We start from the raw sequence: 14,170 nt of genomic DNA, 5'->3' as shown, positions 1-14,170 counted from the left end.
GTTTTCGTTTCAAGACAGATATAATTTGCTAAGACGGAGGACACGATGGCAAAACGTCGTGTGGTAGTGACCGGCCTGGGAATGTTAACGCCACTGGGCAATGACGTAACCAGTAGCTGGCAGGCTATGCAGCAAGCCAAGAGTGGTATTGGTTTTATTGATCATTTCGATACCAGTGCATACACTACAAAATTTGCAGGTTTGGTTAAAAATTTCGATATTGAGCCTTATTTTCCGGCTAAAGATGCCAAGAAAATGGACTTATTTATTCAATATGGCGTAGCGGCGGGTATTCAGGCGTTTCGTGACTCAGGACTGGAAATAACCGAGCAAAATGCCCCACGAATTGGTGCGGCTATTGGTTCTGGCATTGGCGGCCTGGGATTAATTGAAGAAAACCATACCAAACTGCTTAACAGCGGCCCTAAACGTTTGTCACCGTTTTTTGTTCCCTCGACCATTATTAATATGATTGCAGGTCATCTGTCGATCAACCTCGGGTTGCAGGGACCGAATATCAGTATTGTCACTGCCTGTACCACTGGCGTACACAATATTGGTCAGGCAGCCCGGATGATTGCTTACGGCGATGCCGATGCCATGATAGCCGGTGGTGCAGAAAAAGCTTCTACACCACTGGGTATGGGTGGCTTTGGTGCAGCAAGGGCTTTATCTACCCGTAACGATGCCCCTGAACAGGCCAGCCGTCCCTGGGATAAAGACCGTGATGGCTTTGTGCTGGGTGATGGAGCCGGGGTAATGGTGGTCGAAGAATACGAACACGCTAAAGCCCGTGGCGCCAAAATTTATGCCGAGTTGGTGGGTTTTGGCATGAGTGGCGATGCGTATCATATGACCTCACCACCAGAAAGCGGCACCGGTGCTGCGCTGTCAATGAAGAACGCCCTGAACGATGCCGGGGTTAACCCTGAGCAGGTGCAATATATCAATGCACATGGTACCTCAACGCCAGCAGGCGATATTGCTGAGACCATGGCCATTAAATCTATTTTTGGTGCTAAACCGGAAAATCTGATGGTCAGCTCATCAAAATCGATGATGGGCCATCTGTTAGGCGCAGCCGGCTCGGTTGAGTCAATTATTACCGTGATGTCGTTACAGGATCAGTTGGTCACGCCAACCATTAATCTGGATAACCCCAGTGACGGTTGTGATCTGGATTACGTACCGCATACGGCCCGCCAGGCTAAGCTGGAGTATGCACTTTGCAACTCTTTTGGTTTTGGTGGAACCAACGGTTCTATCTTGTTTAAACGGATATAACCGCAACCTACCGACATCAAAGGCTGCCGCGGCAGCCTTTGTTTTATCTGCAAATTAAGGCATACTCCGCTTTATTTACCGGTTGTTATATCGCTACGTGACCAACATTATCAGTCCAAACACCAGCTCTGACATCAGCCCTGACGATCGCTGCTTTTTATACGGTGATGGCTTTTTCAGTACCGTGCGGGTGACCGGCGGGGTGCCAGAGCTATGGCCATTACATCTGGCTCGCTTACAACACACTGCGGCGCAGTTGGCGATTGACATTGCAGACTGGAACCTTATCAGCAATGCGGTTATTGACGCTATCGCGACAGCGCAAGCAAATAACGCGGTATTAAAAATTCAACTCTCACGTGGCTCGGGTCAGCGCGGCTACAGCCCGGCTGGCATTGCGCCGGCCAGTGTCTACATTAGTATCAGTAATTTGCCGGATTACAGCCGCTGGCAGCAACAGGGCGTAACGCTGGCACTGGCAGAACTGCAGCTTGCTGTGCAGCCGCTGCTAGCCGGACTGAAACATTGTAACCGTCTGGAACAGGTATTATTAAAGCAACAAGCCATTAGCCGTGGTGTTGACGATTTGCTGGTCTGCGATCAGCAGGGATATGTCACAGAGGCGATTGCGGCAAACTTATTTTTGCATCGAGCCGGCCGCTGGTATACGCCAGAGCTTAGCCGGGCCGGTGTTGCCGGTGTCATGCGTAGCCACCTGCTAAGCCGCCATCCCGACATTGAACAAGTCAACTGGCGGCTCAGTGAGCTGAAAAACGTTGATGCTATGGTGCTCACTAATGCGCTGATGGGGGGCGTGCCGGTGCAATCATACAATAATCAGCCGCTTGACCTGGTGCTGGCCAAAACCTGGTGTAGTGAGCTGTTATGTTGAAAAAATTATTATTGCTGTTGTTAATCGCCACAGTGGCGTTGGCATTGTTGCTACGCCTGGGGGTTAGCCAGCTGCAGCAACGGCCTGTTGCACTGGCTGAACCTTACTTTAACCTGCAAGCGGGCAGCAGTGCCCGCGGCCTGTGCCAACAATGGCTGGCAGAAGGCCAGCTGAAACCCTACGATTGTTACTTGTTGCGCTTGTACTTAAAATGGCAGCCTGAGCTGGCTCAGTTACGTCAGGGCACCTACCGTAACCCTAAGAGCGCCACGTTATTATCGTTGTTGCGTTTATTTGCCAGTGGCGAAGTAGCTCAGTTCAGTTTGACATTTATCGAGGGTGAGACGGCGCAACAGGCGCTGCTGCGGTTGCAAGGCGCAGAGTATTTGCAGCAGGATCTTAACAGCACAGAGCAAATGCTTGAGTTAATAAGCTGGCCAGCCGACTGGGGAGCCCCCCCACAGCATCCTGAAGGCCTGTTGTTTGCTGACACCTATTTTTACACGGCAAACAGCGCGGCCAGTGCACTGGTTAAACGGGCACAGCAAGCATTGCTGCGCCAGCTTGATGACGCCTGGCAGCAGCGACAGGGCGAGCTGCCGCTGCAAAATCGCTATCAGTTACTGATCATGGCGTCGTTAATCGAAAAAGAAAGCGGTTTGCTGGCTGAAAAATCACTGGTAAGTTCCGTATTTGTTAATCGGTTACACCGCAATATGCGGCTGCAAACCGATCCCACGGTAATTTATGGTTTAACTAACTACAGTGGCCGTATTACCTATGCTGATTTGCGTAATCCACACCCGTATAATACCTACCGTCATCATGGCTTACCACCAGGGCCTATTTCGCTGGTCGGTGCCAGCGCGTTACAGGCGGCAGCACAACCTGATAACAGTGACTATTTTTATTTTGTCAGTCGTGGTGATGGCTCTCATGTGTTTTCAGTAACCCTGGAGCAACACAATGCGGCAGTAAGGAAGTATATTTTGGGGAAAAATGATGACTAAGCCCGGCAGGTTTATTGTAGTGGAGGGGTTGGAAGGCGCAGGTAAAAGTAGCGCGATAGCAACGATCCGCCGTTGGTTGCAGCAACGTCAGCTAACCGTAGTCTGCACCCGCGAACCCGGTGGTACGCCGCTGGCTGAAAAGCTTCGTACCCTGGTCAAACAGGTTGATAACACTGAGATACTCGCGCCACAAACCGAATTGCTGCTAATGTACGCGGCCCGGGTGCAACTGCTTAGCAATGTTATCCGACCGGCGCTTAGCCGCGGTGACTGGGTGCTGGCAGACCGGCATGATATGTCGTCCCGTGCCTATCAGGGCGGGGGGCGGCAGTTAGATGAGCAGCTTATTAATAATCTGCGAAGTACAGTTTTAGGTAATACCCGGCCGGATCTGACCCTGTACCTGGATATCGATCCGGCAGTGGGGTTAAGCCGCGCTGCGGCCCGTGGTGAACTGGACCGGATAGAGCAGGAGCAACTGACTTTTTTTGTCAGAACCCGGCAAAAATACCGGCAAATAGCCGCCACCGAACCGGACATTATTACCATTGATGCCAGTCAACCGCTGGCGCAAGTGCAGCAAGCGATAACTGAGGCATTACAAAGCCATTTTGCCGGCCACTCAGATGACTGAGCTGTATCCCTGGTTGTTACCCCAGTTTAACCAAATGCAGGCGCTGACCAGCAAAGGGCAGCTGGCTCATGCGCTGGTGCTAACCGGGGCAGCCGGTATAGGCAAAGACGCCCTGGCCAGGGCACTGGCCGCCTTACTGTTATGCAAAAACCGCCAGCCTGACGGTGCTTGTGATACCTGTAAAAGTTGCTTGCTGCGTCTGGCGGGTAATCATGCAGATTTATTGGTGTTGCAAACGGAAACACAGCATATCGGGGTTGACGCCATACGCCAGCTTAATCAATTTACCTACGGTGCAGCGCAGCAGCAGGGTTACAAGGTAGTTATTATACCTGCGGCAGATACGATGACCGAAGCGGCTGCTAATGCCTTGTTAAAGACATTAGAGGAACCCCCTGCGGGTTGTTTTATTATTCTGGTAAGCAGTAATTATCCGCAGTTATCGGCTACTATTCGCAGCCGTTGCCAGCAATGGCAATTACATGCAGGCAGCAAAGCTACGCTGAGCCAATGGCTTAATGCGCAAAGTAACACGCCAATGCCGCCGTTTTTGCTCGACTATTGTCAGGGCGCTCCGCTAAAAGCACTTAGCATGCTGAAAAGCGAGCAGGCCACTAGTCTTACCGAGGTGCTGGCATTGCTGGAAGACTATTTTAGTGGCAAGCTACAGCTGACTGCTCTGGTAAAACAGCTTGATGGCAAAGCAGAGTTAAGCGGGTTGCTGGGGTTTTATTTGCGGCAACGGCTGGCTCGGCCGGCAGACTTTTTGCGCCAGCAAGCGGTATTGACGGCTTATCAGCGTTGGTGTCGTGACGCCACCCGGATAATAGGGCAAAATAGCGCCTTAGCCTTATCCGGCTTACTGACTGAATTAAAACCCTTGTTGCAACATCAGGAGATGAAATGGAAGAGCTGACCCTGGGCTTTAGCGATAACAAAGAGTTATACCGCTGCTACATGCCCTTTTTTAAAAATGGTGGGTTATTTGTTCGCTCGGCCCGGCAATACAAAATGGGCCAGTCATTGGCACTCAGTGTCACGTTGCCTGATGCACTGGAGCCGATGGTGGTTACCGGCAAGGTGGCCTGGGTGGCGCCACATGGTTCGCAAAGCGCTAATCCTGCCGGGATCGGCGTGGCTTTTATCGATGATAAATCTAACTTATCCGGTAAAATTGAGAAGCTGATCGGCGGTATGCAAAACAGCACCGACCCTACGTATACCATGTAATTATTTTGTAAGAGGTTGTTTTGTTTGTAGATTCACATTGTCACCTGGACAGGTTAGAGCTGGATAAACTTGGCATGAGCCTGGAGCAGGTTATTGATGCTGCGCTGGCGCAACGCATTGAGCATATGCTGTGTGTGTCGGTCAGTCTTGCAGAATTTTCTGAGATGGCCGCTACAGTAGCCGCCTATCCGCAGGTATCGGTATCTTGCGGTGAGCATCCGTTGCATCAGACCGGGACAGTTGACCCCGAGCAGTTACTGACGTTATGTCAGTCAGCTAAGGTGGTTGCTGTCGGTGAAACCGGCCTAGACTACTTTTATGCGCCCGAGTCAAAACTGGCGCAGCAACAGGCGTTTGTAAGTCATATCGAGGTTGCCCGCGAGGTGAAAAAGCCGCTGATCATTCATACCCGGGATGCCCGCAGCGACACCATTGCCTTATTAAAGTCGCACCAGGGCGATCAGGCCGGTGGGGTGTTACATTGCTTTACTGAAAGCTACGAGATGGCCAGAGCCGCTCTGGACCTGGGTTTTTACATTTCTATTTCCGGCATCATGACATTTCGTAATGCGGATGAGCTTCGCTCTGTGGTTAAAAAGCTGCCACTTGACCGGCTGCTAATTGAAACCGACTCGCCTTATCTGGCACCGGTACCGTTTCGTGGCAAAACCAACCAGCCAGCTTATGTCACCGCGGTGGCAGAAGCAATTAGCGAGTTGCGCGGGATCAGTGTCGATAGTCTGGCTGAGCAAACCACCGAGAACTTTTATCGCTTGTTTACGTTATGCAACAGGGCCGCGTGACGGCGCCTGTTGCGTTTAAATATGTCTTTGTTATTTAATGGGTTTTCTGAATTGTTTGGCCTGATAAGCAGCAAGTATTGCAGATAAAAGAAGCCCAGAACCAATCCGAATTGTTCTGGGCCTAGGGGAATGGCTCATAGGGAATGAGCCGTGCGCTATCGAAAAACTGTTGCAAATAAGGTAAGGCAAAGTGTAGTAAAGCTAATTCACTTTTTCCTGTTAGCCATTGCCGATTATTTGCTACTGTCCGCAAAGTTACCCACCGTTTGTGCTCAGGTTATGCCCAGCTTATCCCCCGACTTTAGCCGCTGCATCGCACCGTGGCAGCCTTTGTCCTTAAATGGGTGCAGACTTTCGTTATAAGCGCTTGGCATAAAGGTTATTTATTTAATGAAAATAAAGTCTAAAAAATAATTTATAAAGTCGTAACCGAATCCAGCCAATTTAAATTCCCCCTTAATCCACAGCTCCGTGGTCTCTACGACTTTAGGCGTACATTGTCGACAATCTATCTCGTTTCGTCTTGACATAGCCGCATAACAAGCTTAAAAAGACACTATTAATTATTTGTGTCGACAATTTATGCATCAACCTCATCCTGCTTTGCGACAACCTGTTACTGCAGCCGACCGGGTTTTACTGGAAATACAGCGTGCCATAGTCGAGGGTGATATTGCGCCTGGCAGCAAAATAAGTGAACCCGAGCTGGCCCGTCGCTTTGATTTAAGCCGGGCACCGCTGCGCGAAGCACTGGCGCGGCTGGAGCGTTGTCATTTAATTGAACGCATTCCTAATGCCGGTGCCAGAGTGGTGAGATTGTCGACAAACGGTTTATTGGCGCTTTATCAGTTACGCGAAAACCTGGAAGGGCTGGCGTGCAAGCTGGCGGCTGAGCACATGACCGACGCGGAGATAACCGAAGTGCGCCAATTGCTGGATCAGCATTTATCATCGCAGCGGGTACGGGAAGGCGAAAGTTATTATCAGGAAGCCGGTGATCTGGATTTTCATTACCGGGTGATCCTGGGAAGCAAAAACAGTTATTTAATTAATATTTTATGTGACGAGCTGTACTACCTTGTCAGAATGTACCGGGTACAACTTGGTATGAACGGGCCACGGGTGTCCCGTGCTTTTGATGAACATAAAGCTATTATTAATGCCATTGCCAACCGTGACGGTGAGCTGGCTGACTTACTAATGCGCCGCCATATTGCAGCATCGCGGCGTAACATTGAACAACAACTTGAACAAATGGGAACCTGATATGGCTAACACACTTTCTGCCGGCGCTAAGTTTCGCGCGGCTATTACTGCTAATCAACCGTTACAAATTGTCGGCACCATTAACGCCTATACCGCAATGATGGCCGAGCGTACTGGTCATCAGGCTATTTACCTCTCTGGGGCAGGGGTGGCCAACGCCTCCTTTGGTTTGCCAGACTTAGGGATGACATCGTTAAACGATGTATGTGAAGACATCAGACGGATCACCTCAGCCACCAGTGTACCGTTATTAGTAGATGCCGATACGGGGTGGGGCGGTGCCTTTAACATAGCCCGCACCGTTAAGGAAATGAGCCGGGCGGGCGCAGCAGGTTTTCATATAGAAGATCAGGTCGCACAAAAGCGTTGCGGTCACCGTCCGAATAAAGAAATTGTCAGTCTGAATGAAATGGTCGACCGGGTTAAAGCCAGTGTCGATGCCCGTGATGACGAAAACTTTTTTATCATGGCCCGCACTGACGCCTTAGCCCAACAAGGTATTGATGCGGCGCTGGAACGAGCCCTGGCTTGTGAGGCCGCCGGAGCGGATGCCATATTTGCAGAAGCCGTGCATACCCTGGAACAATATCAGGCATTTACCAAGGCATTAAAAATACCGGTACTGGCAAATATTACCGAGTTCGGCCAGACCCCGCTGTTTAATAAAGCCGAGTTAGCCAGCGTTGGCGTAGCTATGGTGCTGTACCCGCTAAGTGCGTTTCGGGCTATGAATAAAGCGGCGTTAAATGTCTATCAGTCTATTCTGGACAATGGCGATCAGAAAGCAGTGGTAGAAACCATGCAAACCCGTGCTGAATTATATGACTTTTTAAATTATCACAGCTTTGAGCAAAAACTTGATGCGCTGTTTACCGACGGCAAAAACAAGTAAGCCAGCAGTAGCGCGTTAACAGATTAATTAGCAAAGAATTGGAGTAGAAAATGCCAAATGCAAAACAGTTATCAGGCGCAGGTTTGCGCGGCCAGGTTGCCGGTAAAACGGCGTTATCAACCGTGGGTAAAACCGGTTCAGGTCTAACCTATCGCGGTTATGATGTAAAAGATTTAGCGGCAAACTGTGAGTTTGACGAAGTGGCGTTTTTAATTTTAAAAGGCGAGCTGCCTAATAAAAGTGAGCTGGCGCAGTACAAAACTAAGCTTAAAAAAATGCGTGCGCTGCCACAAGCACTAAAAGACGTGCTAGAGCGCATTCCGGCATCGGCTCACCCGATGGACGTGATGCGCACCGGCTGCTCTATGCTGGGTAATCTGGAGACAGAGCAGAATTTTGGCGAGCAAGATGATGTAACTGATCGGATGCTGGCGGTGTTTCCGGGCATGGTGAACTACTGGTACAACTACAGTCACCATAACAAAAAAATTGAAGTGGAAACCGACGCTAATTCAACCGCAGAGCAGTTTTTATGGACCTTGCATGGCGAAAAACCAACGGCGTTGCACACTCAGGTGATGGAGTCGTCACTGATTTTATATGCAGAGCACGAGTTTAACGCTTCTACCTTTACCGCCAGGGTTTGTGCCTCTACCCTTAGTGATATGCATTCGTGTGTGACCGGCGCGATTGGTTCTTTGCGGGGGCCGCTGCATGGTGGCGCCAACGAAGCCGCAATGGAACTGATTGAAAATATGCAAAGCGCCGATGATGCCGAACAAAAACTGCTTGGCATGCTACAGCGCAAAGAAAAAATTATGGGGTTTGGGCATGCGGTGTATTCCGAGTCTGATCCACGTAATGCAGTGATCAAAGCCTGGTCAGAAAAATTAGCCAAGGCCAATGGTGATACCCGTTTATATGACGTATCTGAGCGTTGTGAAGCGGTAATGTGGCGCGAGAAAAAACTGTTTTGTAATGCCGATTTTTTCCATGCCTCTGCATACAACTATATGGGTATTCCCACCAAGCTGTTTACACCAATTTTTGTTTGCAGCCGCTTAACTGGCTGGGCCGCACACGTCATGGAACAGCGCGCGGATAACCGCATCATCCGGCCAAGTGCCGACTATGTTGGCGTAGAGCCGCGCAGCGTTAAACCAATTAATGAACGGTAATAGCAATGAATAACGACTTTCGTAAAAAATTGCCTGGCACAACGCTTGAGTATTTTGATACTCAGGCTGCGGTAGATGCCATTGAACCCGGCGCCTATGCCAAATTGCCCTATACCTCGCGGGTATTTGCCGAAAACCTGGTACGCCGCTGCGATCCTGCGATGTTAACGGACTCGTTAAAGCAGTTTATTTATCGCAAAAACGATCTGGATTTCCCGTGGTATCCGGCGCGAGTCGTCTGCCACGATATTTTAGGCCAGACTGCTTTGGTAGATTTAGCAGGCCTGCGCGATGCAATTGCCGAGCAAGGCGGCGATCCGGCCAAGGTAAACCCGGTGGTACCAACCCAGCTTATTGTCGACCACTCCTTAGCGGTAGAGCATGCTGGTTTTGAGAAAGACGCGTTTGAAAAAAACCGCAGTATTGAAGATCGGCGCAACGACGATCGGTTTCACTTTATTAACTGGACTAAAAAAGCCTTTAAAAATGTTGATGTAATACCGCCGGGTAACGGCATTATGCACCAGATTAACTTAGAGCGGATGTCGCCGGTAGTGCACGCCCTCGACGGTGTCGCCTTCCCTGATACCTTAGTGGGAACCGACAGCCATACCCCGCATGTTGATGCATTGGGTGTTATTGCCATTGGGGTGGGTGGTTTAGAAGCTGAAAGCGTGATGCTCGGGCGTGCCAGCTGGATGCGCCTGCCAGATATTATTGGCGTAGAGCTTACCGGCAAAGCCCAACCCGGCATTATGGCAACCGATATTGTGCTGGCACTCACCGAGTTTTTGCGCAAGCAAAAAGTGGTATCCAGTTATCTGGAGTTTTATGGCGAGGGTGCTAACAGCTTAAGTTTAGGCGATCGGGCGACCATCTCTAACATGACACCAGAATACGGCGCTACTGCGGCGATGTTTTACATCGACCAGCAAACGCTGGATTATTTAACCTTAACCGGCCGTGACGCCAAACAAGTACAGCTGGTTGAAACCTACGCCAAAACTGCCGGTTTATGGGCAGATAGTTTAGAGACTGCGCAATACGAGCGGGTGCTTAAGTTCGATTTATCCAGCGTTGGCCGCACCATGGCCGGGCCATCTAACCCGCATGCGCGCCTGGCAACCAGTGATTTAGCAGCGCGGGGAATTGCCGGTAAATACGAGTTGGAAGAGGGCAAAATGCCCGATGGCGCGGTTATTATCGCCGCCATTACCAGCTGTACCAACACCTCAAACCCGCGCAATGTTATTGCTGCCGGTTTGTTAGCCCGTAACGCCAATGCCAAAGGCTTAACGCGCAAACCATGGGTGAAAACCTCACTGGCGCCCGGGTCTAAAGCGGTGCAGTTGTATCTGGAAGAAGGGGCGCTTTTGCCTGAACTGGAGCAACTGGGTTTTGGTATCGTTGGCTTTGCCTGTACAACCTGTAACGGTATGAGCGGCGCGCTCGACCCGGTTATTCAGCAGGAAGTGATTGAGCGTGATTTATACGCCACCGCCGTGCTATCGGGTAACCGTAACTTCGATGGGCGCATTCACCCTTATGCCAAGCAGGCGTTTTTAGCCTCACCGGCATTAGTGGTGGCCTATGCCATTGCTGGTACTATTCGGTTTGATATCGAGAAAGATATTCTGGGTTATGACGACAAAGGTAATGGCATTACCTTAAAAGATATCTGGCCGGATGATGCAGAAATCGACGCCATGGTGGCTAAAAGCGTTAAACCTGAGCAATTCAGACGGGTATATGAGCCAATGTTTAATGTCGCAGTCGATTTCGGTGAGCAAATAAGCCCGTTGTACGACTGGCGGCCACAAAGCACCTACATTCGCCGGCCACCATACTGGGAAACCGAAGGCGAGGGTGCCATTGCCGGCGAGCGCAGCTTAACCGGTATGCGGCCTTTAGCGGTACTTGGTGATAACATTACTACCGACCATTTATCGCCGTCTAACGCCATTATGCTGGACAGTGCAGCGGGTGAATACCTGCATAAAATGGGCTTACCGGAAGAAGACTTTAACTCTTATGCCACCCACCGCGGGGATCACTTAACCGCGCAGCGGGCCACCTTCGCTAACCCGAAGCTGATAAATGAAATGGCAGTGGTCGATGGCAAGGTAAAACAAGGCTCGTTAACCCGGTTAGAGCCTGAAGGTAACGTGGTACGGATGTGGGAAGCCATTGAAACGTACATGAAGCGCAAGCAACCGCTAATTATCGTGGCCGGTGCCGATTATGGTCAGGGATCGTCACGCGATTGGGCGGCCAAAGGCGTTCGGTTGGCGGGCGTTGAAGCGATTGCTGCTGAGGGCTTCGAGCGCATTCACCGTACTAATTTAATTGGTATGGGCGTATTGCCGCTGGAGTTTAAACCCGGCACCACCCGGCAAACGCTGGGCCTGGATGGCACTGAAACCTACGATGTTAAGGGTGAGCGCAAGCCCCGGGCCGAGCTCACTTTGGTTATTCACCGTAAAAACGGCGAAACGCTTGAAGTGCCGATGACGTGTAGGCTGGATACCGCAGAAGAGCTGTCGATATATGAAGCAGGCGGTGTGTTGCAGCGCTTCGCGCAGGACTTTTTGCAAGGTGCAGTTTAACTGGCGTTTCAAAAAAGTATGCAGTAATGGCTGCGATTACAACGCTCTGAACTGCTTGTCACAGCAAGTACGCAGGACTTTCCTGTCCTGCGCCAGAGGCCAGCCGAAGGCTGTTCAAATTCGTTCCTGACGAATTTGTCGTCCTTTGCCTGCGGCAGGACTCAGACACTCTGTGACAACATTTCAGAGGTTCTAATCTTTGCCGTGAAGTTGAGCTGATATCTACTTGTAACAGCAACAATGTCGAGAGATGCAAACTTCGAATTTGACAAGGGAGAGTCGATGGCCTGTTTTGTTGCCGCAGAGTGTCTGAACGAACGCGCAAGCGTTCGGGAGTTGCTGCGGCAAGCAAAATAGGGTTGTCGGCTCGGACTTAACAGATTAACTAATAGTGCAGAAAGAGATTGTCGGCTCGTACTCCACACAAATTTTTTGATTTATTTTTGGGGTAACAACTATGACCAGACCACAAATTAAAATTCCAGCCACCTACATGCGTGGCGGCACCAGTAAAGGTGTATTTTTTAAACTCGACGATTTACCAGAAGCGGCGCAGAAGCCGGGCTCAGCCCGCGACAAACTATTGTTGCGGGTTATCGGCAGTCCCGATCCTTACGGCAAACATACCGATGGTATGGGCGGCGCCACATCTAGCACCAGCAAAGCGGTTATTTTAAGTAAGAGCAGTAAGGCCGATCACGATGTGCATTATATTTTCGGCCAGATAGCAATCGATAAACCCTTTATCGACTGGAGTGGTAACTGCGGTAATTTAAGTGCTGCGGTGGGCTCATTTGCTATTAGCAACGGCCTGGTTGCCAAAGATCGCATTCCACAAAATGGTATTTGTACCGTGCGGATCTGGCAGGGCAATATTGGTAAAACCATTATTGCCCACGTGCCTGTTACTAATGGCGAAGTGCAGGAAACCGGCGACTTTGTGCTGGACGGTGTTACCTTTGCCGCGGCAGAAGTAGAAATTGAATTTGTAAATCCGGCGGCAGACGCAGGCGAGGGGGGTGGTGCCATGTTCCCCACCGGTAACGTGGTCGACGAGCTGGAGGTCCCCGGTATTGGCAGCATTAAAGCCACTCTGATAAATGCCGGCATTCCAACCATCTTTGTTAATGCGGCAGATATTGGCTACACCGGCACTGAATTACAGGATGCTATTAACAGTGATGCGGCAGCCTTACAACGTTTTGAAACCATTCGCGCCTACGGTGCACTGAAAATGGGCTTAATTAACGAAGTAGAGCAAGCTACGGTACGTCAGCACACGCCTAAAGTCGCCTTTGTTGCGCCACCTCAGCAGTATGTATCGTCAAGTGGTAAAGAAGTGGGGGCGACAGATATCGACCTGCTGGTTCGGGCGTTATCCATGGGTAAATTGCACCACGCCATGATGGGCACTGCCGCGGTGGCCATTGGCACTGCTGCTGCTATTCCCGGTACGTTAGTTAACCTGGCGGCAGGTGGTACTGCTCGCGAAGCAGTGCGCTTTGGCCACCCGTCGGGCACGTTAAAAGTTGGTGCTGCTGCTGAAAAAATTGATGGCGAGTGGACCGTAACCAAAGCCATTATGAGCCGCAGCGCGCGGGTGTTAATGGAAGGCACCGTGAGAGTGCCAGGTGATTGCTTCTAATCAGAGATTAACTCATGAATAGGGCGCTGCGGCGCCCTTTTTTATAGCAACTGCGATAACGGGTTTCTCACGCCACTGGCACCTTGTTTTAAAACATGCGTATAAATCTGAGTAGTTTTAACGTCGGTATGGCCAAGTTGCTCTTGAACCGTGCGAATATCGGCACCTGCTTCCAGTAAATGCGTGGCAAAACTATGGCGCAAAGTATGGCAAGTTACATTTTTCTTAATTTTAGCCTGTCGAGCCGCCAATTTAACTGCTCGCCGGACAGTTGTTTCATCTATATGATGACGCCGCAGCAGTTTAGATTCTGGATCAACACTTAACTTGCCGGATGGAAATAAATACTGCCAGCCCATTTCTTTAGGCGCTGCCGGGTATTTTCGGGCGAGAGCATATGGCAACCATACGCCGGCATAGTGTGGGTTATAGAAGTCAGCCTGAAAGTACTGTTCAACGTGATGAATTTGTATATGTAAGTCAGGAATCAGCTCTGCTGCGAGCGTCACCCGACGGTTCTTATTACCTTTTCCCTGCCACACCATTACTGACAGATAGTCAAAATCAATGTCTTGCACCCGCAATCGAACCGCTTCCATCAGACGTAAACCGCTACCATACAAAAGTTGGGCAATCAGTTTATATTTAGGATCTATTACTAATAGAAGTTGCTGTATTTCGGTTCTGGTTAATACAATGGGTAACTTTGTAGTGGTCAAGTAAAATTGGC

13 protein-coding genes are annotated in these 14,170 nt (G+C 50.2%); 12 read left to right on the top strand and 1 reads right to left on the bottom strand.

The genetic code is table 11. From position 1 onward, the window contains the following. Nucleotides 1-45 precede the first annotated feature (45 nt). From fabF to prpF, 12 genes are all read left to right on the top strand, one after another. Entirely contained in the window at nucleotides 46-1,284 is a 1,239-nt protein-coding gene (gene fabF, locus B2X65_RS03185) for a beta-ketoacyl-ACP synthase II (RefSeq protein WP_290610623.1), read from the top strand. Between the two features lie 97 nt (nucleotides 1,285-1,381). Then, nucleotides 1,382-2,176, top strand: a complete 795-nt coding sequence (pabC, locus tag B2X65_RS03180; protein WP_290610622.1) for an aminodeoxychorismate lyase — start codon at nucleotides 1,382-1,384, stop codon at nucleotides 2,174-2,176. After that, nucleotides 2,170-3,186 carry an endolytic transglycosylase MltG gene (gene mltG / locus B2X65_RS03175; protein WP_290610621.1) on the top strand — a complete coding sequence of 339 codons (1,017 nt, stop codon included), beginning with the start codon at nucleotides 2,170-2,172 and terminating at the stop codon, nucleotides 3,184-3,186. Before pabC ends, mltG begins: the two co-directional genes overlap by 7 nt. Beyond that, nucleotides 3,176-3,820: a dTMP kinase gene (gene tmk / locus B2X65_RS03170; protein WP_290610620.1), complete on the top strand. Its 645-nt coding sequence runs from the start codon at nucleotides 3,176-3,178 to the stop codon at nucleotides 3,818-3,820. Before mltG ends, tmk begins: the two co-directional genes overlap by 11 nt. Further along, a complete protein-coding gene (gene holB, locus B2X65_RS03165; RefSeq protein ID WP_290610618.1) occupies nucleotides 3,813-4,736 on the top strand; it encodes a DNA polymerase III subunit delta' in 924 nt (307 codons plus the stop codon). The genes tmk and holB overlap by 8 nt, the downstream gene beginning before the upstream one ends. Then, nucleotides 4,724-5,050 carry a PilZ domain-containing protein gene (locus B2X65_RS03160; RefSeq protein WP_290610616.1) on the top strand — a complete coding sequence of 109 codons (327 nt, stop codon included), beginning with the start codon at nucleotides 4,724-4,726 and terminating at the stop codon, nucleotides 5,048-5,050. Before holB ends, B2X65_RS03160 begins: the two co-directional genes overlap by 13 nt. Before the next feature lie 20 nt (nucleotides 5,051-5,070). After that, a complete protein-coding gene (locus B2X65_RS03155) occupies nucleotides 5,071-5,853 on the top strand; it encodes a TatD family hydrolase (protein ID WP_290610614.1) in 783 nt (260 codons plus the stop codon). Between the two features lie 582 nt (nucleotides 5,854-6,435). Continuing rightward, the gene (locus B2X65_RS03150; protein WP_290610613.1) at nucleotides 6,436-7,119 is read left to right on the top strand and encodes a GntR family transcriptional regulator; all 684 of its coding nucleotides are present in this window, start codon (nucleotides 6,436-6,438) and stop codon (nucleotides 7,117-7,119) included. 1 nt (nucleotide 7,120) lies between these two features. Then, the gene (gene prpB / locus B2X65_RS03145; RefSeq protein ID WP_290610611.1) at nucleotides 7,121-8,011 is read left to right on the top strand and encodes a methylisocitrate lyase; all 891 of its coding nucleotides are present in this window, start codon (nucleotides 7,121-7,123) and stop codon (nucleotides 8,009-8,011) included. Between the two features lie 50 nt (nucleotides 8,012-8,061). After that, nucleotides 8,062-9,189, top strand: coding sequence for a bifunctional 2-methylcitrate synthase/citrate synthase (gene prpC / locus B2X65_RS03140; protein WP_290610610.1), 1,128 nt, complete (start codon nucleotides 8,062-8,064; stop codon nucleotides 9,187-9,189). Between the two features lie 5 nt (nucleotides 9,190-9,194). Next, nucleotides 9,195-11,795, top strand: coding sequence for a Fe/S-dependent 2-methylisocitrate dehydratase AcnD (acnD, locus tag B2X65_RS03135; protein WP_290610609.1), 2,601 nt, complete (start codon nucleotides 9,195-9,197; stop codon nucleotides 11,793-11,795). A 457-nt stretch (nucleotides 11,796-12,252) separates the two neighbouring features. After that, nucleotides 12,253-13,440 carry a 2-methylaconitate cis-trans isomerase PrpF gene (gene prpF, locus B2X65_RS03130; RefSeq protein WP_290610608.1) on the top strand — a complete coding sequence of 396 codons (1,188 nt, stop codon included), beginning with the start codon at nucleotides 12,253-12,255 and terminating at the stop codon, nucleotides 13,438-13,440. Between the two features lie 41 nt (nucleotides 13,441-13,481). Here prpF and B2X65_RS03125 read toward each other — a convergent pair. Beyond that, nucleotides 13,482-14,170, bottom strand: a 689-nt coding sequence (locus B2X65_RS03125; RefSeq protein ID WP_290610607.1) for an integron integrase, incomplete at its 5' end; no start/stop codon positions are given.

Source organism: Arsukibacterium sp. UBA3155 (assembly GCA_002364615.1).
Classification (GTDB): Bacteria; Pseudomonadota; Gammaproteobacteria; order Enterobacterales; family Alteromonadaceae; genus Alishewanella.
The sequence above is the reverse complement of the archived record's forward strand: the minus strand, read 5'-3'. Positions and strand labels throughout refer to the sequence as shown.

What these genes read in the sequence shown, in the direction of transcription:
- fabF (WP_290610623.1), top strand. Translation starts at nt 46, where the DNA reads ATGGCAAAACGTCGTGTGGTAGTGACCGGCCTGGGAATGTTAACGCCA.
- mltG (WP_290610621.1), top strand. Translation starts at nt 2,170, where the DNA reads ATGTTGAAAAAATTATTATTGCTGTTGTTAATCGCCACAGTGGCGTTG.
- tmk (WP_290610620.1), top strand. Translation starts at nt 3,176, where the DNA reads ATGATGACTAAGCCCGGCAGGTTTATTGTAGTGGAGGGGTTGGAAGGC.
- holB (WP_290610618.1), top strand. Translation starts at nt 3,813, where the DNA reads ATGACTGAGCTGTATCCCTGGTTGTTACCCCAGTTTAACCAAATGCAG.
- B2X65_RS03160 (WP_290610616.1), top strand. Translation starts at nt 4,724, where the DNA reads ATGGAAGAGCTGACCCTGGGCTTTAGCGATAACAAAGAGTTATACCGC.
- B2X65_RS03150 (WP_290610613.1), top strand. Translation starts at nt 6,436, where the DNA reads ATGCATCAACCTCATCCTGCTTTGCGACAACCTGTTACTGCAGCCGAC.
- prpB (WP_290610611.1), top strand. Translation starts at nt 7,121, where the DNA reads ATGGCTAACACACTTTCTGCCGGCGCTAAGTTTCGCGCGGCTATTACT.
- prpC (WP_290610610.1), top strand. Translation starts at nt 8,062, where the DNA reads ATGCCAAATGCAAAACAGTTATCAGGCGCAGGTTTGCGCGGCCAGGTT.
- acnD (WP_290610609.1), top strand. Translation starts at nt 9,195, where the DNA reads ATGAATAACGACTTTCGTAAAAAATTGCCTGGCACAACGCTTGAGTAT.
- prpF (WP_290610608.1), top strand. Translation starts at nt 12,253, where the DNA reads ATGACCAGACCACAAATTAAAATTCCAGCCACCTACATGCGTGGCGGC.